Below are 23,463 nucleotides of genomic sequence, written 5' to 3'. Positions count from 1 at the left end.
ATGGCTGAATTAGTTCGCTACACGGCGATATTAATCATTAGTATTTTGGCGGGGTCGTTAATCGGCGTTGAGCGTCAATGGCGCCAAAAGTTGGCTGGAATTCGGACGACAGCTTTGGTTTGTTTCGGCTCGACTCTCTTTGTTAAGTTGGCGATGTTCATTCAAGATGACTCCAGTCCGACACGAATTGCGGCTCAGGTAGTCAGTGGGATTGGCTTTTTAACAGGCGGCGTAATTATTCGGGATGGTTTTACTGTGACGGGCATTAACACGGCTGCCACCTTATGGTGTTCAGCTGCTGTAGGAACGTTAATCGGCAGTGATTTTATCTACGAAGGGTTAATCGGTGCGGTCTTGATTATGATTGTCAACACGCTGTTGAGAGATATTTCTCGCAGGATGGATTCTTTCTCTGATAAACAAATAAAAGAACGGCTCTATTATGTGTCAATCACCTGTGATCGAGAATCAGAGGTGATGATTCGAACGAGAATGATTCAATTGATGAATCAGCTCCAGCTAAATTTTACTAAGTTGTCTTTTCTTGATGTTTCTAAAAGGGAAACTGAAGTTAGTTTGATTGTAGAAGGTGTCGGTGTCGAGCAAGCCTTGGTTCAGCTGTTTATTGAGAAATTGTCTTATGAAGAAGGCATTTTAGCAGTTGAGTTGCTGCAAGACGAACAATTTAAAGCGTAAGGACATCATTATTCTGAAAAAAGGTGAGAGAATCTACAAGATTCTCTTGCTTTTTTTTGTGAAATTAACTACACTTATCATTGAGAGTGAAAATCATTCTCAATTACAAAGGAGGCAGTAAGGTTGAAAAAAGGCATACTTTTTATTTGTTTGATCATAGCTGCTGTTTGTTCCTTATTTATCGGTGTTCAAAGTATCTCGATTGGGGATATTTTTCATTTAGATGAGACGCAAAAATTAGTCTTGTGGAGCACACGTGTGCCGCGAACGGTCAGCTTGATAATTGCCGGGGCGACAAGCAGTGTTTGTGGCTTGATCATGCAACATTTGACTCAAAATAAATTTGTCTCTCCAACAACGGCTGGAACGATGGACAGTGCGCGGTTGGGAATCTTGGTAGCGATGGTCTTTTTTCCGAATGGTTCGACATTGAGCAGGTCGCTTGTGGCTTTTCTTTTTGCTTTTATGGGCACGATGTTGTTCGTTCAATTGATTCAACGTTTATCTCATAAGGATCAGGTGATGGTCCCTTTAGTTGGGTTGATGTTTGGCAATATTATTGGGTCAGTGGTGACGTTTTTTGCTTATCAGTTGCAGCTGATTCAAAACATGTCGTCATGGCTTCAGGGGAACTTTGCGACGGTCACACGCGGTGGTTATGAGCTGATTTATGTGACGGTTCCTTTGTTAATTTTGGCTTATCTTTATGCCTATCACTTTACGATTGCTGGCATGGGGAAAGATTTGGCAACGGGGATTGGCTTGAATTATCAAGTGGTGCAACTTTTTGGTTTGGCCATTGTCTCGTTGGCCAGCAGTATTATTTTAGTGACGATTGGTGGCCTGCCTTTTTTAGGGGTAATCGTGCCGAATATTGTCTCCCTCTATTATGGCGATCAGATGAAAACAACTCTTTGGCTGGCAGCTGGCGCAGGGAGTCTCTTTTTAATCCTCTGTGACATCCTCGCCCGAGCGGTGATTCAGCCTTATGAAGTGCCAGTTAGTTTAGTCGTCGGGGTGATTGGCAGTATTATTTTTATCCTGCTCTTGCTAAAGGGGGCGAAGAAATGACTAAGTTATGGCAACAGCCCTGGTTAAAGCTTGCCGCATTGGCAATTGGTGTGTTGGTGTTTACCTGGTTATTTTTAACCTATAACACTTATGGTAATTGGGAATTTGCTCTGCGATTACGTGGGAAAAAGGTTTTGGCTTTCGTCTTTGTAGGGATTGCTACTAGCTTTTCCACGATTACCTTTCAAACGGTGACTCATAATCATTTTTTAACTCCGAGTATTTTAGGCTTTGATTCCCTTTATATTTTAGTGCAAACCTTGCTGTTTTTCTTTATGGGACACCAAACAGGTAGCTTGTTTCAAAGTCACTTTGCCATGTTTGGGATTAATGTGATCTTAATGGTCGGTTTAAGCACGTTGCTTTTTTTCTTCCTATTAAAGAAGGGCGATCAGAATTTATATTTATTGTTGATGATTGGCATGGTCTTGGGAACGTTCTTTGGCAGTGCCAGCACCTTTTTGCAAGTGCTACTGGATCCTAATGAGTATGACAAGTTGCAAGGCAAGCTCTTTGCTAGTTTTGCCAATGTGGATGTCTCTTTGTTGCAAGTGGCGGGCTTGTTAATGCTACTGGTCATCGTTTATCTGTGGTTGTCGGCTCATCGTTTAGATGTGTTGCATCTGGGGAAAGAAAAGGCCATGAATTTAGGGATTGATGTTGGCAAGTTTCAAATTCGGCTGTTATTGGCCATTAGTTTATTAGTGGCGTTGTCAACGGCTTTAGTGGGGCCGGTGACTTTCTTAGGCTTTATTGTGGCCAACTTAACTTATCAGCTAATGGGGACCTTTAGGCATCGGACTTTATTTATTGCTAGTAGTTTGTTAAGCATTTTATTATTGCTTGTCGGTCAATTTTTTGTGGAGCAGGTCTTTAGATGGAATACGACCATGAGTGTGGTCATTGAATTTATCGGTGGTGTTTATTTTGTCGGAAAAATCTTGTATGAAAGGAAGCATGAGTGATGATGGAAATAGAGAAAGTCTCCAAACATTATGGGAAAAAGCCCGTGGTTGTGGAAGTGGATTTGCCGATTACAGAAGGCAAAATGACGGCGTTTATCGGGCCTAATGGGGCTGGAAAAAGTACCTTACTGTCAATGATGAGCCGCTTAATTGATAAGGATGCAGGTGAGATCTATTTAGATGGTGGTGAGGTGAAAAGCTGGCAACAAAATGAACTGGCAAAAAAATTATCGATCTTAAAACAGGCCAATTCAGTCAGTTTGAAAATTACCGTTCGTGAGCTGGTGGCATTCGGTCGCTTTCCTTATAGTAAAGGACGATTGGGGCCGGAAGATCACAGTAAGATTGACGAAGCCTTAAGTTATTTAGGGTTGGTGGAGTTACAAGATGAATTAATCGACACCTTGTCAGGGGGGCAGCTTCAGCGAGCTTATATCGCCATGGTCTTCGCTCAAGATACAGATTATATTCTCTTAGATGAACCGCTAAATAATCTGGATATGAACTATGCGGTTCAGATGATGAAAACCTTAAAACGGTTGGTTGAGGAGCATGGCAAGACTGTGGTGATTGTGCTGCATGATATTAATTTTGCGGCTAGTTATGCTGATGAAATTGTCGCCATGAAAGATGGCAAAATTTTCCGTCGGGGACTAACCGACGAGGTCATTCAAAAGGAAGTCTTGGACTCTCTTTATGACATGAATATTCGCGTGTGTGAAATGGAAGGCAAACGGTTTTGTTTGTACTTCAATGAATAGTGGCATTAAATTTTAAAAAAAGAAAGAAGGAAATAGGCATGAAAAAAAGGATCAAGGTCTTAGGTGTTTTAGCTTTAGGTCTGCTTGTATTGGCAGGTTGTGGTAAGGGGGACGATCAAGAGAAGGCAACGGCTTCGTCCACATCTAGCCAGTCAGAAACAACGGTAATTACCGTAAAGGATTCAGAGGGTGAAGTAGAAGTACCGGTTAACCCGGAAAAAGTCGTGGTCTTTGACATGGGATCATTGGATACGATTAACAGTTTGGGCAAAGGTGAGACTGTCATTGGGACGGCAACCGATAATTTGCCAGCCTACTTGGATCAATTTGCAGACGTTGAATCAGCTGGTGGTATTAAAGAGCCTGATTTGGAAAAAATCAATGAATTACAACCAGACTTAATTATTATCTCTGGTCGTCAAAGTGAGTTCAAAAAAGATTTGTCAGCGATTGCTCCTACTTTATATTTAGCGGTAGATAATGCTGATACGTGGAATTCGACTAAAACCAATATTGAGACGTTAGCTAGCATCTTCAATGAAGAAGACTTGGCAAAAGAAAAAATTGCTGATTTAGAAACGCAAATTGCCGAGACAAAAGAAAAAGCCCAAGCCAGCAAATTAACAACCTTGGTAACCTTAGTTAATGAAGGGCAATTATCAGCTTATGGCGAAGGCTCACGTTTTGGAATTATTCATGATACTTTCGGATTTATTCCGGCAGACACAGAGATCGAAGTGTCAACTCATGGTCAATCAGCTTCATTTGAATATGTTTTGGAAAAAAATCCAGATGTGATTTTTGTGATTGACCGAACAAAAGCTATTGGTGGAGACGACGAAAATAACGATGTATCGAAAAATGAGTTAGTTGCTCAAACCAATGCCGGTAAAAATGATAAAATTATTTCCTTACAAGCCGATGTCTGGTATTTATCTGGCGGCGGAATTGAATGTACAGAATTGATGTTAAAAGACGTAGAGGCCGCACTTAAATAACTGAGAGAAGGAGCTGGGGTGTTGCCAGCTCCTTTTTTACGTGTTTCTAGCCCTTGAATTGTGCTATGATAGAAAGAACTAATTTGCAAGGTGGGAGAGAGATGAAAAGTTATCAATTGATTTTAGCAGAACATCAGATTTTAGAAACAGAACGACTCGTGCTACGCCCAGTAACATTAGAGGATGCAGCAGACATGTATGAGTACGCCTCAGATGAAGAGACGACAACGTATGTTTTTGATAAACATAAGACTATTGAAGACACGCGCGAAAATTTGGCGACGTATTTTTTAAGTAAACCTTTAGGTACTTATGGTATTATTTTAAAAGATCAGCAAAAAATGATCGGTACAATCGATATACGGATCGATGAGGCAAATCGTAAAGCTGAACTTGGTTATACTCTCAATCGCGCTTTTTGGGGGCAAGGATTAACAACTGAAGCTGGTCAAAAAATGCTGTGGTTAGCTTTTGATAAGTTGTGCTTAAACCGTGTCGAAGCGAAACACGATGAGCGTAATCCTGCTTCTGGTCGGGTGATGGCAAAATTGGGGATGGTGAAGGAAGCAGTTTTGAGAAATGATGCCATCTTAAAAGGTGAAGTGACAACAACGGTGATTTGTGGCATCACTAAAGAAGATTATTTCAACAGTCAGGAGCAATAAAATGGTCAAGATGTTTCGAAAAAAAGAGTTTGATGTATTTAAAGTGGAAGGTTTAGAGGAACGGATGGCAGCAGTTCGCCAGTTGATTCAGCCGATTTTTCAGGAGCTGAATGAGTATTTTGTTAATGAACTGAGACCTCTGGTGGGAGAAGAACTGATTATTCATATTGCCCAACACCGTCGTCGGACGGCTAATGCTCCAGATTTTACTTGGAGCGCTATGGGAGGGGATAAACGGGGATATAAAAAATACCCTCATTTCACCTTAGGTATCAACGAAAACTACATAGTTATGTGGCTATCGTTTATTGATAACCCACAAAATGAAAAACGAATGGCTCAGGCTTTGTTGGATAATATGGCTCAGTTTGATTCTTTAGAGGGCTATGTAGTGAATGGGGACCATACAGTCAATAATTATCAACCCATACATGAGGCAGATTTAGAGGCTGTGCTGACTCGTTGGCGAGATGTCAAAAAAGGGGAATTTCAGATTGGGCGAGTGTTAGTCAAGGGGGATCCGATGCTGAAATCGGCGAAGCAAGCCCGAGATTATATGTTGACTACTTATCAACAATTAGTTCCGCTATACAATTTGACCCGTCAATTGAGTTGAGATTTTTTGGAGGTAAAAGATGAGTTTAGAAAAAGTGATCATTGTCATTATCGTCATGCGTTTGCTTGATGTGATTATTCTCTTTTTTAGTCGTAAATTAAAGAAGAGGGGAGCTCTTGTGCGCGGAGTGTTGCTGACTTTAGTGACAGTTGTGGCGATGACAGTCTTAGTGATGGATATGCGTCCACTAACTAATGGAGAAGCTCAAGGGGCGACGAAAGTTGTAGAAAGCCTAACTGGCGAAGGTCAAAAAGTAGTCAATGAGCAGCTTGAAGCAGTAGAATTAGCTAAACGCCCATATTTGGAAGGCAAAAAAGTGGCGGTCATCGGTGATTCGATTACTGAATTAGATGGCAAAACCGTTAAGAATGTTGGCTCAATAATTGGTTATCAAGAGGTTTTCCGTCAGCAGGGAGCAACGGTCGTGACTTACGGCTACAGTGGGGCGACTTATGCGCTGTATGACAAGAAAATTTCTGCCGGCGAACACCGTTCGATTTATGACATGATCGTTAAAGCCAAAGTCGATTTTAAAGATGTTGATCTGGTGACCTTGTTTGGTGGTACGAATGATGTGGGGGGAGGTTATCCCTTAGGGACGGTTACCGACAAGACAGCGGCCACAACCCTTGGAGGATTACGAGGGATTATCGATTATATCAAGTCGAACAATCCCAAGTGCGAAATAGTTGTTTTTACCCCGATTCAACGAACAGATCGTGATAATCTTCAAGAGAAGATGGACGCAATGGCTCTCGGCATCATGGAGGTGGCTAAGAGTTATGAACTAGCGACGGATAATCTAATGGAAAATTCAGGGATTACCAATGAAAGTGGTAATCAAGCCAAGTATACGTATGATAAGCTCCACCCTAATAGTGAGGGGATGGCCCTTGTTGGCCAGCGGATGGCTGAGGTAATTGAGGAAACAATGGAATAGCGTTAACGAAAGTCGAGCGGAGTCTTGGCTTTTTTGTGTTGTGGACGGTTAGGCAAAAAAACAATTTTGTATGTCTGGTTTATCAGGCAAGGAGTCTTGAGAGGGGCTAAACTGGTGTTTTGTTAGGAAATCGGAAAAGTGTGGCCTAGTTAGTGGGTTTGTTGAGCTAGAAGAATGGTTCTTTAAGGGGGAGAATGCTATACTTTTTTTGGTTGGACGGCTGTAATTAGTCTTCTAAGGGTGTTGTGTGAAAGGGGTAGAAATTGTATGAAAGATGCAACATATTGGGCGACAGAAATCCGTGAGAAAAGATTATCGCCCCATGAGTTAATAACTGAAACCGAACGTCGGGTCTTAGAGCTTAATCCAGAATTGAATGCGGTGGTGGAATTAGATAAAGCTAGTGCTTTGAAGGAGCTAGCCTCTCGTGTTGATCAAGAAGAGGCGCCTTTTTATGGTGTGCCAATTGCGCTCAAGATGTTGGGGCAACATAAGGCTGGAATGGGGGATACCTCTTCTTCCCGTTTATTTGTGGGCCAGCGAGCCAAGGAGACGGATCATTTTGTTAAGGGGATTGAGCGGCTAGGATTAATTCCTTTTGGCAAAACCAATGCCCCGGAGTTTGGCTTTAAAAATATTACGGATCCGCAATTATATGGGGTAACGAAAAATGCTTGGAACATCGATTATCACGCTGGTGGGTCTAGTGGTGGCGCAGCGTCAGCCCTTGCTAGTGGCATGTTTCCGATTGTCGGCGCTAGTGACGGCGGTGGTTCAATTCGGATTCCTGCCAGTTTTTCTGGTCTGATTGGCTTAAAGCCGACTCGAGGCAGTATGCCGACAGGCCCTCATGGCTGGCGTGGTTGGCAAGGAGCCTCGATTGACTTTGCCTTAACGGTGTCGATGAGAGACACGATCCAGTTGTTTGACGGTTTGCGAGGGAACCATAAGGCGGCACCTTATCAAGCGCCAGCTTATGGGGGCGTTAGGCAAAATCGGCCTTTGCGGATCGCCTATTGTGTTGATTCGCCAATTAAGGGGCATGTAACAGAAGCGGCACGTCAGGCCTTTGAAAAAGCGGCTAGTTTTTTGGCGCGAGGGGGTCACGAGTTGGTAGAAGTGGCCTATCCGGTTGATGGGCCTGCCTTGATTGACAGTTATTATGCGATGAATGGGGCTGAGACGGTGGCCATGATGGATGAGATTGAAGCAGGAATTGGTCGCCCCATCACCAAAGAGGATGTGGAGCCGATGACTTGGGCTATTTATCAGTACGGAAAACAAATTAGTGCTGGGGAGTATGTACATTCTTTGCAGTTGTGGGATCAGGCAGCCTATGTCATGGAGACGCTGTTTGAAACTTACGATGCCTTTTTATCACCAACGGCAACTGATACGGCACCGAAAGTCAGCGCTGAGTTACAAAGTCCGGCAATTCGTGAAAAATTAGCCCTTGCAGAAGAGTTAAGTCAAGGGGAGCTAAAGGACTTGGTGTATGAGATGTTTGCTAAAAGTTTGGCAGTGACGCCGTATACCCAATTGGCAAATTTAACCGGCCAACCGGCCATTAGTTTGCCGGTGTATGTTGCTAAAAACGGCCTACCATTAGGGATTCAGTTGATGGCATCGAAAAGTCGTGAAGATATTTTGTTCCGTTTAGGCCGTGAATTGGAAGAGGGGCAACAATTAATTGTCCCAACATTTTATAGAGAGTAGGATTATGGGGAAATGAAAAAAACAGTTATAGGATTCATCAGTGTGGTAATGATTGGTTTGATATTAGCGGCATGTGGGAAGCCTGCCGCTAAGGAAGAGGTTCAGGATAACAGTTGGCAAGCAATAGAGAAAACGGGGAAATTGGTCGTGGCGACTTCGGGCACGCTCTTTCCGGCCTCATACTATAATGATCAGAACGAGTTAACGGGGTATTCAGTGGAAGTCAGTCGGGAAGTGGCCAAGCGTTTGGGACTGGAGGTTGAGTTTAAGGAATATAATATTGATGGCACGATTGCCTCGTTAAAAAATGGGACGACCCATCTTATTGCCAATGATTTATCTCTATCGGAGGCCCGAGCGAAAAATTTTGCCTTATCATTGCCTTTAAAGTATTCATTTGACAGCATGATTGTCAGAAAAAGTGATGATTCTGGGATTGCGTCACTGGAGGATCTAAAAGGGAAAAAAGCGGCTGGCGAGGCGACCACTGGCTATATGAAGATCGCGGAGAAGTTTGGCGCAGAGCTAGTCAGCTACGACAATGCGACCAATGATCAGTACTTAACGGATGTGGCAAACGGTCGAACGGATGTTATTTTGAATGATTATTATCTACAAAAGATGTCCGTGGGAGCTTTGCCTGATATTCCGGTGAAAATTTTAGAAGATGTGTACTTTAACGCCTCTACTTCAGGTTTGTTATACAATAAAAAAGACGTCGCCTTGCGTGAAAAAATTGATGAAGTGATTGTGGAGATGCAAAAAGATGGCCAGTTAAAGGCCTTAGCCGAGACTTTTTTCGGTACGGATGTGTCAGTGGAGCCAGCGGTTAAGGTCGATCGGACTGTGAGTGCTGACTGATGAACGCCACTACTTATATCCCTCAATTGGATGTGACATTAATGTGGGAGTCGATCCCCTTTATTTTACAGGGGTTGCCTTATACACTAGGGTTAAGTCTCCTTAGTTTTCTTTTGGGCAATCTCCTAGGGGTTGTATTGACCATATTGGGGATGTTGCCGATTAAGCCGTTACAGTGGTTGTTGCGATTTTATATTTCATTTTTACGTGGTGTGCCAGCGTTGGTGTTGCTTTTTATTTTGTACTTTGGTCTACCGTATCAGTTAAGTGCTACTTCAGCCGTGGTGATTTGTTTTACGTTGACGAGCAGTGCTTTTTTGGCAGAAATCTATCGGGGGGCTATCAGTGGTGTTGACAGCGGTCAATGGGATGCCGCGCGGGCGTTAGGTTTTCCTTTTGTTAAAATTATGACGAAGATTATTTTGCCTCAAGCCTTTCGAATTGCGATTCCTTCTCTGGGAAATGTGGCCATGGATTTGGTAAAAGGGACGGCTTTGGCCGCGACGATCACTGTTCCTGAAATTTTTCAAAAGGCGAAGATTGTTGGCGGTCGCGAATTTGATTACATGAGTTTGTATGTGTTAGTGGCCCTTATCTATTGGCTGTTGTGTTTGGCGATTGGTCAAGTACAACACTATTTGGAAAACAAGTATCAACAGTACACTTAGTGGTGGGATAACTTAAACTGACATAAGAAGCTGAGGGACCACTCTCAGCTTCTTTAAATGGCTAAAAAACAACAAAAAATAAGTGTTTCAATTTCTGTGAAATATTTCCCTAACATTTTTTCAAGTAAACTTGATGAAAAGAGCCAAAACTCTTGAATATGAGACCTTTTTTCGTTAGAATGAAAGAGGTACGCAAATTGTTATATTTAAGAGAGAAAAGAAGTGACAGAATGCCTCAAAATAAAATCGAAACAGGCTTTCAATTGCTTGAAACGTCGATTAAATTCATTCAATCAGCTCTGGAAATTCCCTTTATTGACGCCTATATTGAAAATGGTGAAAATATGAACGATGGCTATCAAGTGCGAGTACTTGATCATCAGCCAGATGAGGAAACAAAAGGATTGATTGAAACTAATTATCAAGCGTTTCAACAACTGGAGTTAACGAGCGAAGAAAAGCGCAAAGTTAGTCAGCTTCTTTTATTAAAAGGAACGATGGCCGAACCTTTGCAGCCCAATCATCAATTAACACCTGATGCGTTAGGATTTTTGTTTGTTTATCTGGTTGAAGAGCTTGTTGGGAAAACTCATCAATCAGTGGCTATCAACGATTTAACGGTCGGAATGGGAAATCTGATTCAGACAGTGATGTTGAGCTTGCAGGAAGCAGGGTACGCTGTGAATGGGACGGGGGTTGATGTGGATGATGCTTTGTTGGCTGTTGCCGCAGTCAATGCCCAGTGGTTTGAGACACCTTTACAGTTATTTCATCAGGACAGTTTGCAGCACTTATTAGTTGAACCGGCTGATGTAACGGTGGCGGACTTGCCAGTTGGCTTTTACCCCAATGATGAACAGGCTCGTAAATTCGTAACAGGTGCTAAGGAGGGACATTCCTATGCCCACCACTTGTTAATGGAACAGAGCATGACTTACGTCAAAGAAGATGGTTTTGGCCTATTCTTAGTTCCTCGAGACTTTCTAGAGACTGAACAAGCGTCAGAACTGAAACAGTGGCTGACTGAAAAAGTTTATCTACAGGGCATTTTACAGTTGCCGGATAGCTTATTTAAAGCCAAGCATTCTCAGAAGTCAATCATCATTATCCAAAATCATGGCGAAACGAGTCGTCAAGCCAAAGAAGTATTGTTAGCAAGTGTGCCGTCACTTAAAAACGGCGAACAGCTACAACGATTTTTCAAACAGTTTAGCACGTGGAAAGCCCAAAATATAAGTTAACTAAAAGGAGTTCTATCAAATTATGTCAAAAACAATTGCAATCAACGCAGGTAGTTCAAGTCTAAAATGGCAGTTATTCGAAATGCCACAAGAAGAGGTTATCGCTTCAGGAATCGTGGAACGAATTGGCTTAAATGATTCGATTTTTACGATTAAATACGGTGAAGGCCAAAAATACAACGAAGTCTTAGATATTAATGACCATGAATTTGCCATCAACATGTTATTGGCAAAAATGACAGAGTTAAACATCATCGCGTCATTTGAAGAAATTACGGGAGCGGGTCACCGTGTGGTTGCCGGTGGTGAGCACTTTAAAGAGTCTGCTTTAATCGACGATGCCGCGTTGAAATTAATTGATGATTTAGCTGAATTTGCGCCATTGCACAATCCTGCTGAAGCAGCGGTTATTCGTGTGATTCAAAAATTATTACCGAATACAATCAATGTGGCTGTTTTTGATACGTCATTCCACACAACGATGCCAGAAGTTAATTACTTGTATAGCATTCCAATGGAATATTATGAAAAATATCAAGCCCGTAAATACGGTGCTCATGGTACTAGTCATCGTTATGTCTCTGAACAAGCGGCTGAAATGTTAGGCAAACCAATTGAAGAGTTAAAAATCATCACGTGTCATTTAGGTAATGGTGCATCAATCACAGCGGTGGATGGTGGTAAATCTGTTGATACGTCTATGGGCTTCACGCCTCTTGCTGGTGTGACTATGGGAACTCGCTCAGGTGATATTGATCCGTCTTTATTGCCATACTTAATGGGTAAATTAGGGTTGACAGATATTAAAGATATGATTGATATTTTAAATCAAAAATCAGGTTTAACAGGTCTTTCCGGCATTTCAAGTGACATGCGTGATTTAGAGCATTCTGATAAACCAGAAGCTCAATTAGCGCTACAAATTTTTGCTGACCGTGTCCGCAAGTATATTGGTAGTTATGTTACTGTTATGAACGGTGTTGATGCGATTGTCTTCACAGCTGGTATCGGTGAAAATGATGCTAATATGCGTAAATCAATCATCAATGGCATGACTTGGTTTGGTTGTGAAATCGACGATGAGAAAAACAATGTTCGTGGTGAACAACGCGTGATTTCAACAGAGGATTCTAAAGTTAAAGTGCTGTTGATTCCAACTGATGAAGAAGTCATGATTGCCCGTGATGTTGAAGCATTAAAATAACCCTTAAAAAAACTCGTTTCAGCCTTAGACTGAAACGAGTTTTTTTTTAAGGTTTTGCGCGAGTGATGTCATTTTTCTTTAAGGTAAAGGCTTGTTTATCATGATATTCCTTGCCGCTTTCATCCGTATACTGAATGTTAAGGTAGATGACATCGTTGTGTCTAAGCGTGACCTTGGGAATCATGATTTCTGTTGTAAAGGGAGCAGAATTGTTCCAATATGTTTGGGTACCGTCTTCTTCGAAAAAGAGGGGCGTCGATTGACTGTAGAACAACGTCTCTTGAGCATCGAGAAGCTGGAGATTAATGGCTGAAATAGTGCGTAAACTGGTTGAAAAGTAGTAGCTGTCAGTTAAATAAACGTCATTCCCTGAACTGATAAGCTTGAGGTTTTTGACGGAAACTTCCCCATTGGCAAATGATTTGTTGATATCGTAGACTTCGAGAGAGGTTGGTTTTTTGAAGAACCAAAAGAGACTAAGGAACAGGATCAAGGCCACACCAGCGAATGCCCAGTTCTTGAATTTCATGACAGACACCTCCTTTTTTTTATTATAACATGTTTTATGAAAGGGGTGTCATGAGTTCGGACAAAAAAAGTAGAAAGCCTTTGTGACTTTCTACTTGCCATATGTTATTGGGGACGCTTGTTAGCTAAATCGGTTCTGACAACTAAGACGTCACAATGAGCATGACGGATGATGTACTCGGAGACGGAGCCAATCAGTAACCGCTCGACAGCGTTTAAACCAGTCGCACCAACCATGATTAAGTCGATGTCGTATTCATCCGGCAATTGGCGGGCAATCAGCCCTTTAGGGGCACCGTATTCCACGATTTCAACGACGTTTTCCACCCCGTTACGCTTGGCTTTCTCAGCTAGTTCGGCCAGTGTTTGTTTGGCCATTTCAGTGGCTTGGCTGGCGAGTTCATCATCAAAAGAAGAGACGGATTGAAAGGCTCTAGTGTCGATGATGTGAACTAAAAATAATTTGGCTTGATTTCGTTTAGCGACATTAACGGCTTTGGTAAAGGCTAGTTCAGATTCGTCAGAACCGTCAACTGCTACTAAAATATGTTTGTATTGTTGGATCATGAGAAGCACCTCATTTCAAAATTTAATCGCTTAGGAAATTAATTTAGATAATTTTATACTAAAGATAGCTGAAGCGATCATCACGACAGCGATATAGGTTAAGGCCAGTGTTTTATGTCCTAAAATGAAAAAGACTAAACCGATGGCTCCTAAGATCAAGCAAGTTTTGGCGAACTGTTTAAAGATGGCTTGAATGGGTTCTTGAGGGGTGTCGCCGGCTAATACTTTACTAAAGGACTGGTTGTTTTTTTGTAAGTAATAAGCTACGAAAAATAGCACAAGCATAATAATAATCAATAAAATTCTAATAATCATTGTAAACTCCTTTTGACTGTCAGTCAGTTTGGTCTGACCAGAGACCTAAATCACCATAGAATAAAAAGCAACTTGCTAGCGCAAATTGCTTTAGTTTAACATAAAATGGGCAGTATCCGTAGATGCCGTTGATCACGCCGGAGTATTGATCCCGCAGTAAGCAGGTGGGGTTCGCTGTCCAACTGTCAAACTACCAAGTGAAAAGGCTTGTTTTCTTTTTGAACTCGTTGAATCCCGAAGTAATACTAAAAATGTTCGGTCAACACAGATTGGAGTGATTCGAACATCACAGATATCCCACCTTTATAATAGCATACTGCAATAAAATGAGCAATTCATACCGCTTTCTTCGTAAAAAAATGTCTCATGTTGTTTTGTTTTTGTTGATGCGTTCGTATTGTTGGGCGAGAGCTTGTTCGTACTTGCCGGTATTTTTCGGTTCGTAGTAACGGGCTCGTTTGATTTTATTAGGCAGATACTGTTGATCCACCCAAGAGCCTGGTGCGTCATGTGGGTATTGATAACCTATTCCTCGATTTAGCTCTTCAGCTCCTTTATAGTGACTGTCCCGTAAGTGATCGGGGATCTCACCAGATTTTCCTGCTCGAATATCGGCAATGGCAGCGTCTAAGGCCATGTAACCTGAATTGGATTTCGGTGATAAGGCTAAATCAATGACGGCGTTGGCTAAAGGAATGCGCGCTTCAGGAAATCCTAATTTTTCAGCAGCTTGAACGGCACTAACGGTGCGAGCAGCAGCGGGAGGGTTGCCTAAGCCAACATCTTCGTAAGCGATCACCATTAAACGCCGGCAAATAATCAATAAGTCGCCAGCTTCGACTAGACGTCCCAGATAATGTAAGGCGGCATTGACATCACTGCCGCGGATTGATTTTTGAAAGGCTGAAATAACATCGTAATGGGCATCGCCTTTTTTATCGTGGGTCAGTGCTTTTCGTTGGACACATTCTTCAATAATCGCAAGGGTTAAATGGATGTTACCAGCATCTGGAGGAGTTGATTTAACGGCTAATTCAAGGCCGTTGAGAGCGCTGCGTAAATCGCCATTAGTGGCCCGCGTCAAATGAAGCATGGCCTCATCGTCAAGGATGACGGTTTCTTCGCCTAAGCCTCGTTCTTTATCAGCTAAAGCTTGGTTGATGGCTACTTCAATATCTTCTTCACTTAGTGGTTTTACTTCAAAAATTTGTGTTCGGCTGCGAATGGCCGGGTTGATACTGATATAGGGATTTTCAGTTGTCGCGCCAATCAAAATAATGCGGCCATTCTCTAAATGTGGCAGTAGAAAATCCTGTTTGGTTTTATCTAGGCGATGAACCTCATCTAGCAAGAGGATGACGGTTCCGCTCATACGGGCTTCTTCGGCTACGATTTGCAAGTCTTTTTTTGTGTCTGTGGCGGCATTTAACATGCGAAAAGCGTACTTAGTTGAGCCGGCAATGGCGCTGGCTATACTGGTTTTACCTGTTCCAGGGGGACCGTATAAAATCATCGAAGACAGCATTTTGGCTTCGACCATTCGACGAATGATTTTGCCTTCCCCTACGAGGTGTCGTTGGCCGACCACCTCATCCAAATTGCGAGGCCTCATGCGATAAGCTAAAGGTTTATTCATAGTCAACCTCCTTTATTAATAACTCAATTATACCACAGACCAGAGAGGAGGTGCCCTCTTTATAAATGGTATAGGAGCCTGATGACATAGACGGCAATCAAGCCATCCAGAATACCGATTGCCATTCCCCAAAGGACATCACTAGGGTAATGCACCATTAGATAGAGACGGGAGAGGGCGACAATTAGTGAAAGGATCAAGGCGATCCAACCGACGAGAGGATTCATGAAAAAAAGAATGGTTGTACTGGCGAAGGAAATCGTCGCGTGGCCAGAGGGAAAGGAAGAACTACTAGGGGTCTTGATTTCCAATTGAATCTCTGGGTTATTTTGAAAGGGTCGCTTTCGGACGACGATTTTTTTGATGAACTGGTGGCAGACGAGAAAATAGAACGCATCAGCAAAGATAATCATATAGCCAAAGGGTTGCTGACCGCGAGCGATTAAAAAAACGGCTAAACAAACCCACATAATGCCACCATTGCCAATCGAGTTGATGATTCTGGCAAGTCGGGTCGGTATCTGGCTTCGAGGGACTTTCTGTTGGATGAAGTTAATAAGCTGTTGATCCCAGCTTTGAATGGTTGTAAACATAAGCAACTCCTTTGGGATAATAGGTTTGAAAGATGTCGAGCTGTAGGCAAAGTATACGGGTTTTTTGCTGAAATATCAATGAAAAGACGGGCTTAAATAGACAAGTTAGCAAAGGATTTGATAGTAGCATTTTAAGGCAGTCTCTTGTATGATAAAATAGCAGAAGAATGTGCCAAAGAAAGGACAACAACCGATGAAAAAAGAACATATGTTGACATTTTTAGAAAAACAATTGGAAAAAAATTTAGGAGACTACGATTTCGCCATTGATTGGGACACTAAAGGCCACACAGTTGAAGTGATGGTTGTGTTATATGCGCAAAACCAAGGGAAGGGGGCAATTGCTGATTTAGAAGGGGTTGAGTCTGAAGAAGAAGTGATTGAGTTTGAAGATAGTGTGTTGTTATATGACCCTGCTAAAGGGGCAGTTGCAGATGCGGAAGACTACTTGGCGCTGATTCCTTATGAGGGAAAGAAAGGCATTCAAAAGAAGGTTTTAATGGTATTAGCTAAGTATCTAAGCCAGATCTTGACAGAAGGCGAAAGTGATTTAATGGACTTTTTGGCTAATGAAGATGCCGAAGTATTTGAATTACAGTGGGATCAGGCGGAGTTTGACAAGCAATTAGCGGAAGCAACAGGACCGACAGAGTACGTTCCTTATCCGAAATACTAGAAGGAGCAAAGAGAGATGAAATGGACCGAAGTAAAAGTCACCACAGCCAGTGAAGCAGTTGAGGCAATCGCCAATATTATGATGGAAGCTGGTGCTAGTGGGGTTGCGATTGAAGATGCCTTGGATGTGACGAATTTTGTCAGTGATAAGTTTGGTGAAATCCTTGATGACGAGGATTTTGATCATATTAAAGAAGGGGCGATCGTGATGGCTTATTTTCCGGAAACAACCTTTTTGCCGGAAATATTGCCGACCATTAAACAAAAGGTCAATCAATTGCCAGAGTTTGGTTTAGCTATTGGGGCTAATCTGGTTGAGATTCATGAGGTGGCTGAGACCGATTGGGCGACTGCTTGGAAAAAATATTATCATCCTGTTTCCATCAGTCGTTATTTAACGATTGTGCCAAATTGGGTGGATTATCAAGCTAAAAATGAGGATGAAAAGATTTTAAAACTTGATCCAGGCATGGCGTTTGGAACAGGGACTCATCCGACGACGATGGTCAGCCTCCACGCGTTAGAAATCGTCTTACGGGGCGGTGAAACAGTTTTAGATGTAGGTACGGGCTCTGGTGTTCTGAGCATTGCCAGTAAGCATTTAGGGGCCAAGGAGGTCTATGCTTACGATCTGGATGATGTGGCAGTGACAGCGGCTCAAGAAAATGTGGACTTAAACCCAATTGCTGGGGATGTTCAGGTAAGTGCCAATGATTTATTGACAGGTGTTGAGATTCAAGCGGATGTGATTGTGGCTAATATCTTGGCGGAAATCATCTTGCGTTTGATTCCTGATGCGTGGCGTTTAGTTAAACCTGGCGGGAAATTGATTGTCTCAGGGATTATTGAAGATAAAAAAGCGGAAGTCCTTGAAGCGCTAGTCGCTATCGGGTTTGAAATTACGGAAATTTTGCAGCAGGCTGATTGGTTCGGCATTATTTTAACGAAACCAGCCAGTGATCAAAAGTAAAAATAAGTCGAATTGTCAGGGAGAGTTGTGAATGCAACGGTATTTTGTGGAACAGGCCTATACTGAGATGGTAGCAGAGGGCTTTTCTCTTGAGGGAGAGGATTATCATCATGCCATTAATGTGATGCGCATGAAAGAAGGCGACCAATGCTATCTGGTTTTTCAAGATGAAGTGGCTATTAAAGCGGAAGTCACACAGATCTTAACGGAGAAAGTCCTGTTAAGGGAAGTGGCGCGTGAAGAACAGACGAAGGAGCTACCGATTCATGTGACCATCGCCTGTGGCTATCCTAAAGGGGATAAGCTTGAGCTGGTGGTACAAAAGGGAACGGAACTTGGGGCTCACAACTTTATTGGGTTTCCCAGTCAAACATCTGTGGTTAAATGGGACGGCAAAAAATTAGGCAAACGACAAGATCGTTTAAGTAAGATTGCCAAAGAAGCAGCGGAACAATCTCATCGTCAGGTTCAACCGACCGTCACCATGTTCGAGCAGTCAGCTCTTTTTTTTGAGAGTTTTAGTGGTTACGATCAAATTCTTGTGGCTTATGAAGAAGCGGCAAAAATTGGCGAGAAAGCCCAGTTAGTTCGCACCATTCAAGAAATGAAACGCGGGCAAAAGTTGCTGGTACTCGTTGGACCAGAAGGTGGTTTTTCAGCAAAAGAAGTCAGCTATTTTGAATCTTTGGGAGCTCATGTTTGTGGGTTGGGACCACGTATTTTAAGAGCGGAAACAGCCCCTCTTTATCTATTGAGCGCCATTAGTTATCAGTTTGACCTATTGCAAGTCTAACAAGTGTCCTTTTATGACTCGTTAATGAGTAAGTCTCTGATAATACTTTTTAAACAACAGTGCTAAAGTTGGAACCATTCATGTCTGAGTGGTTCTTTTTGGTGTTTTTGGGGATTGAGAGATTTGAGTAAGCTTTTTGTCCCAGTGGCTGTTTTCAAAGGTGGGAAAGATCTTATAAACAAGGGGCAAGCTGATGTATGGTATACTAATGAGACAACAAACAGAGAGGATTTCACTCATGAAGGAATCGGAAATAAAGGAAATTATTCAGGCACAACGGCTGTTTTACCGAAGCCAACAAACCAAGCCTTTAGGGTTTCGTTTAAGTCAGCTTAAGCAGTTAGAGACGCTGTTAAGAGATCATGAAGAAGTCTTGTGTGAGGCTTTAGAAAAGGACTTAGGCAAGCACTCAAGTGAGTCTTATATGACGGAAATTGGCTTACTTTACCACAATTTGAGAGCGGCTCAGCGGTCTTTAAAGCGGTGGAGTCGACCAAAAAAAGTGGCAACACCACTCTTTTTAATGCCAGCCAGAAGCTATATCACATCGAGCCCTTATGGTTGTACCTTGATTTTGAGTGCTTATAATTATCCGTTATTATTGTCTTTAGACCCGTTGATCGGGGCGATTGCAGGTGGCAATGTGGCGCTCGTTGGACTGTCGGAATACACTCCCCATGTTAATCAAGTACTCTTTGAGGCTAGCCCTAAGTATTTTTCTCGTGACTATTTACATTTTTTTGAAAGTAATAAAGAACACAATACAAGGATGTTACAGGAGCGGTTTGATAAACTGTTCTTTACTGGGAGTACGACTGTTGGCCAGATTGTTTTGGAAGCGGCCAGTCAGTATTTAACTCCTGTGACGTTGGAATTAGGTGGGAAAAGCCCGGCCCTTGTTACCGCTCAGGCTGATTTAAACTTAGCGGCAGAGCGGATTATTTGGGGCAAGCTATTGAATATGGGACAAACTTGTATTGCCCCGGATTATTGTTTAGTGGACGAGTCAATTAGAGATGAGTTTATCTCTTTATTAATCGCGAAAATAGTGTCATTGTACGGTGAAAACAGTCAAGCGTCTGCCGATTATGGGCGAATTGTTAACCAGCGTCATCTGGGCCGCTTGCAGGCGATCCTTGAAAAAGATGCTGATCAGATTATCTTTGGTGGTACCGTTGATCAGAAGGACTTGTTTATTGAGCCAACTCTTATTCAAGGGACGCTGACGTCTGATTTAGGGGCTATGAAGGAAGAAATATTTGGGCCACTATTACCAGTTTTAAGTTATCACCATTTAGAAGATGCTCTGGGATACATTGAGGAGCAGGAAGCCCCCTTAGCTTTCTACCCTTTTTCAAAAAGTAAACCTGAGATTCAGCAAATTATCGACCGATTACAATTTGGTGGGGCAACAATTAATGATACGATTCTCCATCTCAGCAATTCACGCCTTCCCTTTGGCGGTGTCGGACATTCAGGCATGGGGCATTATCATGGTCGCTACAGTTTTGAAGCCTTTACTCATCAACGATCTGTTTTAGAACGAACCAATTATTTCCCGTTGAAATTAATGTATGCCCCGTATACCCATGTTAAAGACAAGTGGATTCGTCGATTCTTAAAATAGCCATGTATCCTTTATTGAAAAGATGGCGTAAAATTTGTATAATACAGACATCCCTTAAAAAAGTACCAGACAAATAACCAAAAATTGAAAATCAAAATACGACCAATCAAGGGATGCCACTATCTGTTGATTAATAAAAATAACCTATATAAAATAAAAAAGTCGTCGCGCCAAAAGATCAGAGTTTAAAGAAGAGCCGTCATTCTTAAGGCTTTAGCCTATAGAGATGAGGGACATCGAAGAGCTGTCATTCTTAAGGCTTTAGCCTATAGAGATGAGGGACATCGAAGAGCCGTCATTTTTAAGGCTTTAGCCTATAGAGATGAGGGACATCGAAGAGCCGTCATTCTTAAGGCTTCAGCCTATAGAGATGAGGGACATCGACAACCAAGTTTAGAGGAGAGCCTTAACTCTAGCATTTTAATGCGTAGAAGTTTAGGACACTACACTGCGTTTCGATCACATCAATCTCTAAGTGCTAAAGCACTAAGAATTGAAGGACGGACCATTAAGTAAGAGGAGAGCCTTAACTCTAGCATTTTAATGCGTAGAAGTTTAGGACAACGGACCATTAAGTAAGAGGAGTGAAACACATGCCGAAAGATGAAGTATTAACAGGACCAACGGTGATTAAAATTGTGTCAAATTATATGAGCCCGGAGCATGTTGCCTTTGTTAAAAAAGCATGTGACTTTGCAACGGAGGCTCATGCGCTTCAAACGCGTCAGTCGGGGGAACCTTATATTGTTCACCCGATTCAAGTGGCGGGGATTTTGGCGGAACTGCATATGGATCCACATACTGTTGCTACTGGGTTTCTGCACGATGTTGTGGAAGATACAGAGGTGACGTTGGATGATTTAAAGGCTGAGTTTGGCCCAGATGTTGCGATGTTGGTTGATGGGGTTACTAAATTAGGTAAAATCAAGTATAAATCTCATGCGGAACAGTTGGCGGAAAATCACCGCAAAATGTTATTAGCGATGGCGGAAGATCTGCGGGTTATCATGGTTAAATTGGCGGATAGACTGCATAATATGCGGACGCTACGTCATTTACGGGAAGATAAGCAGCGTCGGATTGCGCAAGAAACCATTGAAATTTACGCTCCCCTTGCTCATCGGTTGGGGATTAGCCGGATTAAGTGGGAGTTGGAAGATACTGCGTTGCGTTATCTAAATCCTAATCAATATTATCGAATTGTTAATTTAATGGATTCTAAGCGAGATGAGCGGGAAGCCTATATTGAAGAGACTGTGGAACAGATTCGTCTTTCGACAGAAGAACTGGATATTTTTGCTGAAATCTACGGTCGACCGAAACACATCTACTCGATCTATCAGAAGATGAAAGATCAGAAAAAAGAGTTTGAAGAAATTTATGACTTATTGGCGATTCGTGTCGTGGTGGATACGATTAAGGATTGTTACGCTGTTTTAGGTGCGATTCACACGAAATGGAAGCCGATGCCAGGGCGCTTTAAAGACTATATCGCTATGCCGAAGGCCAATATGTATCAGTCTTTGCATACGACGGTAATTGGACCGAAGGGAAACCCTGTGGAGGTTCAAATTAGAACTCATGAAATGCATGAAATTGCTGAGTTTGGGGTTGCGGCTCACTGGGCCTATAAGGAAGGCAAGACAGAAAAAACGCAAGACGATGGCACTGGCAAGCAGTTGAGCTGGTTCCATGAAATTATTGAATTGCAAGATGAGAGTTATGACGCTTCCGAGTTTATGGAAAGTGTGAAAGGTGATATTTTCAGTGATAAAGTCTATGTCTTTACACCGAAAGGCGACGTGACGGAACTACCAAAAGGTTCTGGACCTTTGGATTTTGCTTACAATATTCACACGGAAATTGGCAATAAGACGACGGGGGCCAAGGTTAATGGCAAGATGGTCCCCTTGGATTATAAGATGAAAAATGGCGATATTATTGAAGTGCTGACCTCAGCTAATTCATTTGGGCCAAGTCGTGACTGGGTCAATATGGTAGCCACATCAAAAGCCCGCAATAAGATCAAGCGATTCTTTAAAGTCCAAGACCGTGAGATGAACATTAATAAAGGGAAAGACGCTGTTGAAAAACAACTTCTAAGTCAAGATTTTAAACCAAAGGATTTTCTCAATAAAACGGCTTTAGCCGATACGCTGGATCGTTTTAATTTCCAAAGTGAAGACGACATGTATGCCGCCGTTGGTTTTGGTGAAGTGACGGCTCAAATTGTGGTCAATCGCTTGACGGAAAAAGCTCGTCGTGAAATGGAGAAGGAGCGGCAAAAGCAAGAAGCAGAAGAGCTGATGAAACAGCCGGTTAAAAAGGAACCGGAAAAGATGAAGGTTCGCCATGAGGGCGGTATTGTTATTCAAGGGGTCGATAATCTGCTTGTGCGCATCAGTCGTTGCTGTAACCCTGTTCCTGGTGATGAGATCGTCGGGTATATTACCAAAGGTCGGGGTGTTTCGATTCACCGAGCGGATTGTCCGAACATCGTCAGCAATGAAGAGGTTCAACAGCGGTTAATTGATGTGGAGTGGGAGGACACGGCAGCTGAAAGCGGCAAAGAATACAATGCCGATCTGGAGGTTTACGGGTATAATCGCTCAGGCTTACTCAATGATATTTTGATCGTGGTGAATTCTGCGACGAAAAATCTGATTGGAGTGGAAGCAAAGCCGACTAAAAATAAGATGGCTGTGATCTTATTGACCGTTTCTATTCAAAACTTAGCTCATTTAGAACGAATTGTTGATAAAATTAAGAGTGTCCCCGATGTTCATAGTGTTCGTCGGACAAATGGCTAACAACTCAGGAAGGGACAGATAGTGATGAAGGTAGTCTTACAGAAAGTCTCTCAGGCTTCGGTTAGTGTTGATCAACAAGTGATTTCAGCGATTGATTTGGGATTGATGTTACTAGTGGGCGTGAAGGAAGGCGACACGGAAAAAGAGGCGGAGTATTTAGCGAATAAAGTCAGTAAGATGCGAATTTTTGAGGACAGTGACGATAAGCTGAATCTCTCGGTTCACGATGTGAAGGGAGAGATTCTGTCCATTTCTCAATTCACTTTACTGGCCAATACTAAAAAAGGTAATCGACCGAGCTTTACTGAGGCGGCAAAGCCAGCGGAAGCGACAGCTCTCTATCAGTATTTTAATGAGAAGCTTAGAGAGACGGGGTTATCAGTTTCAGAGGGTGAATTTGGTGCTCATATGGCTGTTAGTTTAGTCAATGATGGCCCTGTGACGATCGTCCTTGATACCGACTATAAGTAAAAAAGAAGTATTCTCGGTAATTTCGGGAATACTTCTTTTAATTTAGGATAAACCTATTCGGTAAAAAGCGTCAAAC

The 23,463-nt window shown here is 42.4% G+C and carries 24 protein-coding genes and 1 other RNA gene; 19 read left to right on the top strand and 6 right to left on the bottom strand.

Annotated elements, in window-relative coordinates; genetic code table 11:
• The 13 genes from I6N95_RS03065 (at position 1) to I6N95_RS03005 (ending at position 12,402) form a co-directional block, all read left to right on the top strand.
• Positions 1 to 696, top strand: coding sequence for an MgtC/SapB family protein (locus I6N95_RS03065; RefSeq protein WP_209524885.1), 696 nt, complete (start codon positions 1 to 3; stop codon positions 694 to 696).
• A 123-nt stretch (positions 697 to 819) separates the two neighbouring features.
• Positions 820 to 1,767 carry an ABC transporter permease gene (locus I6N95_RS03060; RefSeq protein ID WP_209524884.1) on the top strand — a complete coding sequence of 316 codons (948 nt, stop codon included), beginning with the start codon at positions 820 to 822 and terminating at the stop codon, positions 1,765 to 1,767.
• Complete coding sequence (fitB, locus tag I6N95_RS03055) at positions 1,764 to 2,732, top strand: iron chelate uptake ABC transporter family permease subunit FitB (protein WP_209524883.1); 969 nt, start codon at positions 1,764 to 1,766, stop codon at positions 2,730 to 2,732. The genes I6N95_RS03060 and fitB overlap by 4 nt, the downstream gene beginning before the upstream one ends.
• On the top strand, positions 2,732 to 3,493 hold the full coding sequence (locus I6N95_RS03050) for an iron ABC transporter ATP-binding protein (RefSeq protein ID WP_209524882.1): 762 nt from the start codon (positions 2,732 to 2,734) through the stop codon (positions 3,491 to 3,493). Before fitB ends, I6N95_RS03050 begins: the two co-directional genes overlap by 1 nt.
• A 38-nt stretch (positions 3,494 to 3,531) precedes the next feature.
• The gene (locus tag I6N95_RS03045) at positions 3,532 to 4,491 is read left to right on the top strand and encodes a siderophore ABC transporter substrate-binding protein (RefSeq protein ID WP_209524881.1); all 960 of its coding nucleotides are present in this window, start codon (positions 3,532 to 3,534) and stop codon (positions 4,489 to 4,491) included.
• A gap of 101 nt (positions 4,492 to 4,592) precedes the next feature.
• On the top strand, positions 4,593 to 5,156 hold the full coding sequence (locus tag I6N95_RS03040) for a GNAT family N-acetyltransferase (RefSeq protein ID WP_209524880.1): 564 nt from the start codon (positions 4,593 to 4,595) through the stop codon (positions 5,154 to 5,156).
• A 10-nt stretch (positions 5,157 to 5,166) separates the two neighbouring features.
• The gene (locus I6N95_RS03035) at positions 5,167 to 5,772 is read left to right on the top strand and encodes a DUF1054 family protein (RefSeq protein WP_209525405.1); all 606 of its coding nucleotides are present in this window, start codon (positions 5,167 to 5,169) and stop codon (positions 5,770 to 5,772) included.
• A 19-nt stretch (positions 5,773 to 5,791) separates the two neighbouring features.
• Positions 5,792 to 6,712, top strand: coding sequence for an SGNH/GDSL hydrolase family protein (locus I6N95_RS03030; protein WP_209524879.1), 921 nt, complete (start codon positions 5,792 to 5,794; stop codon positions 6,710 to 6,712).
• Between the two features lie 267 nt (positions 6,713 to 6,979).
• Positions 6,980 to 8,428, top strand: a complete 1,449-nt coding sequence (locus tag I6N95_RS03025) for an amidase (RefSeq protein WP_209524878.1) — start codon at positions 6,980 to 6,982, stop codon at positions 8,426 to 8,428.
• 12 nt (positions 8,429 to 8,440) lie between these two features.
• Positions 8,441 to 9,289: a transporter substrate-binding domain-containing protein gene (locus I6N95_RS03020; protein ID WP_209524877.1), complete on the top strand. Its 849-nt coding sequence runs from the start codon at positions 8,441 to 8,443 to the stop codon at positions 9,287 to 9,289.
• A complete protein-coding gene (locus tag I6N95_RS03015) occupies positions 9,289 to 9,957 on the top strand; it encodes an amino acid ABC transporter permease (RefSeq protein ID WP_209524876.1) in 669 nt (222 codons plus the stop codon). Before I6N95_RS03020 ends, I6N95_RS03015 begins: the two co-directional genes overlap by 1 nt.
• 230 nt (positions 9,958 to 10,187) lie before the next feature.
• Positions 10,188 to 11,198, top strand: coding sequence for a class I SAM-dependent methyltransferase (locus I6N95_RS03010; protein WP_209524875.1), 1,011 nt, complete (start codon positions 10,188 to 10,190; stop codon positions 11,196 to 11,198).
• Positions 11,199 to 11,220: 22 nt separating this feature from the next.
• Complete coding sequence (locus tag I6N95_RS03005; protein WP_209524874.1) at positions 11,221 to 12,402, top strand: acetate/propionate family kinase; 1,182 nt, start codon at positions 11,221 to 11,223, stop codon at positions 12,400 to 12,402.
• A 46-nt stretch (positions 12,403 to 12,448) separates the two neighbouring features.
• Here I6N95_RS03005 and I6N95_RS03000 read toward each other — a convergent pair whose 3' ends face one another.
• The 6 genes from I6N95_RS03000 to I6N95_RS02975 form a co-directional block, all read right to left on the bottom strand.
• Positions 12,449 to 12,931, bottom strand: coding sequence for a hypothetical protein (locus tag I6N95_RS03000; protein ID WP_209524873.1), 483 nt, complete (start codon positions 12,929 to 12,931; stop codon positions 12,449 to 12,451).
• Positions 12,932 to 13,035: 104 nt separating this feature from the next.
• The gene (locus I6N95_RS02995) at positions 13,036 to 13,497 is read right to left on the bottom strand and encodes a universal stress protein (protein ID WP_209524872.1); all 462 of its coding nucleotides are present in this window, start codon (positions 13,495 to 13,497) and stop codon (positions 13,036 to 13,038) included.
• A gap of 30 nt (positions 13,498 to 13,527) precedes the next feature.
• A complete protein-coding gene (locus I6N95_RS02990; protein ID WP_209524871.1) occupies positions 13,528 to 13,812 on the bottom strand; it encodes a hypothetical protein in 285 nt (94 codons plus the stop codon).
• 109 nt (positions 13,813 to 13,921) lie between these two features.
• A non-coding RNA gene (gene ssrS / locus I6N95_RS02985) (6S RNA) lies at positions 13,922 to 14,110 on the bottom strand.
• 66 nt (positions 14,111 to 14,176) lie between these two features.
• Positions 14,177 to 15,448, bottom strand: coding sequence for a replication-associated recombination protein A (locus I6N95_RS02980; RefSeq protein WP_209524870.1), 1,272 nt, complete (start codon positions 15,446 to 15,448; stop codon positions 14,177 to 14,179).
• A gap of 59 nt (positions 15,449 to 15,507) precedes the next feature.
• Positions 15,508 to 16,041, bottom strand: a complete 534-nt coding sequence (locus tag I6N95_RS02975) for a phosphatase PAP2 family protein (protein ID WP_209524869.1) — start codon at positions 16,039 to 16,041, stop codon at positions 15,508 to 15,510.
• A gap of 193 nt (positions 16,042 to 16,234) precedes the next feature.
• Here I6N95_RS02975 and I6N95_RS02970 point away from each other — a divergent pair, with 193 nt between their 5' ends.
• The 6 genes from I6N95_RS02970 to dtd all read left to right on the top strand — a co-directional run bounded on the left by I6N95_RS02970 (position 16,235) and on the right by dtd (position 23,387).
• Positions 16,235 to 16,717: a DUF3013 family protein gene (locus tag I6N95_RS02970; protein WP_209524868.1), complete on the top strand. Its 483-nt coding sequence runs from the start codon at positions 16,235 to 16,237 to the stop codon at positions 16,715 to 16,717.
• A 15-nt stretch (positions 16,718 to 16,732) separates the two neighbouring features.
• The gene (gene prmA, locus I6N95_RS02965) at positions 16,733 to 17,686 is read left to right on the top strand and encodes a 50S ribosomal protein L11 methyltransferase (protein WP_209524867.1); all 954 of its coding nucleotides are present in this window, start codon (positions 16,733 to 16,735) and stop codon (positions 17,684 to 17,686) included.
• Between the two features lie 31 nt (positions 17,687 to 17,717).
• On the top strand, positions 17,718 to 18,479 hold the full coding sequence (locus I6N95_RS02960) for a 16S rRNA (uracil(1498)-N(3))-methyltransferase (protein ID WP_209524866.1): 762 nt from the start codon (positions 17,718 to 17,720) through the stop codon (positions 18,477 to 18,479).
• 193 nt (positions 18,480 to 18,672) lie between these two features.
• Complete coding sequence (locus tag I6N95_RS02955) at positions 18,673 to 20,106, top strand: aldehyde dehydrogenase family protein (protein ID WP_209524865.1); 1,434 nt, start codon at positions 18,673 to 18,675, stop codon at positions 20,104 to 20,106.
• Positions 20,107 to 20,699: 593 nt separating this feature from the next.
• Positions 20,700 to 22,916, top strand: coding sequence for a RelA/SpoT family protein (locus I6N95_RS02950; protein WP_209524864.1), 2,217 nt, complete (start codon positions 20,700 to 20,702; stop codon positions 22,914 to 22,916).
• A gap of 24 nt (positions 22,917 to 22,940) precedes the next feature.
• Complete coding sequence (gene dtd / locus I6N95_RS02945; RefSeq protein WP_209525403.1) at positions 22,941 to 23,387, top strand: D-aminoacyl-tRNA deacylase; 447 nt, start codon at positions 22,941 to 22,943, stop codon at positions 23,385 to 23,387.
• The last annotated feature ends 76 nt before the right edge of the window (positions 23,388 to 23,463 follow it).

The organism is Vagococcus allomyrinae (genome assembly GCF_017829975.1).
Lineage (GTDB): Bacteria > Bacillota > Bacilli > Lactobacillales > Vagococcaceae > Vagococcus_D > Vagococcus_D allomyrinae.
The sequence above is the reverse complement of the archived record's forward strand: the minus strand, read 5'-3'. Positions and strand labels throughout refer to the sequence as shown.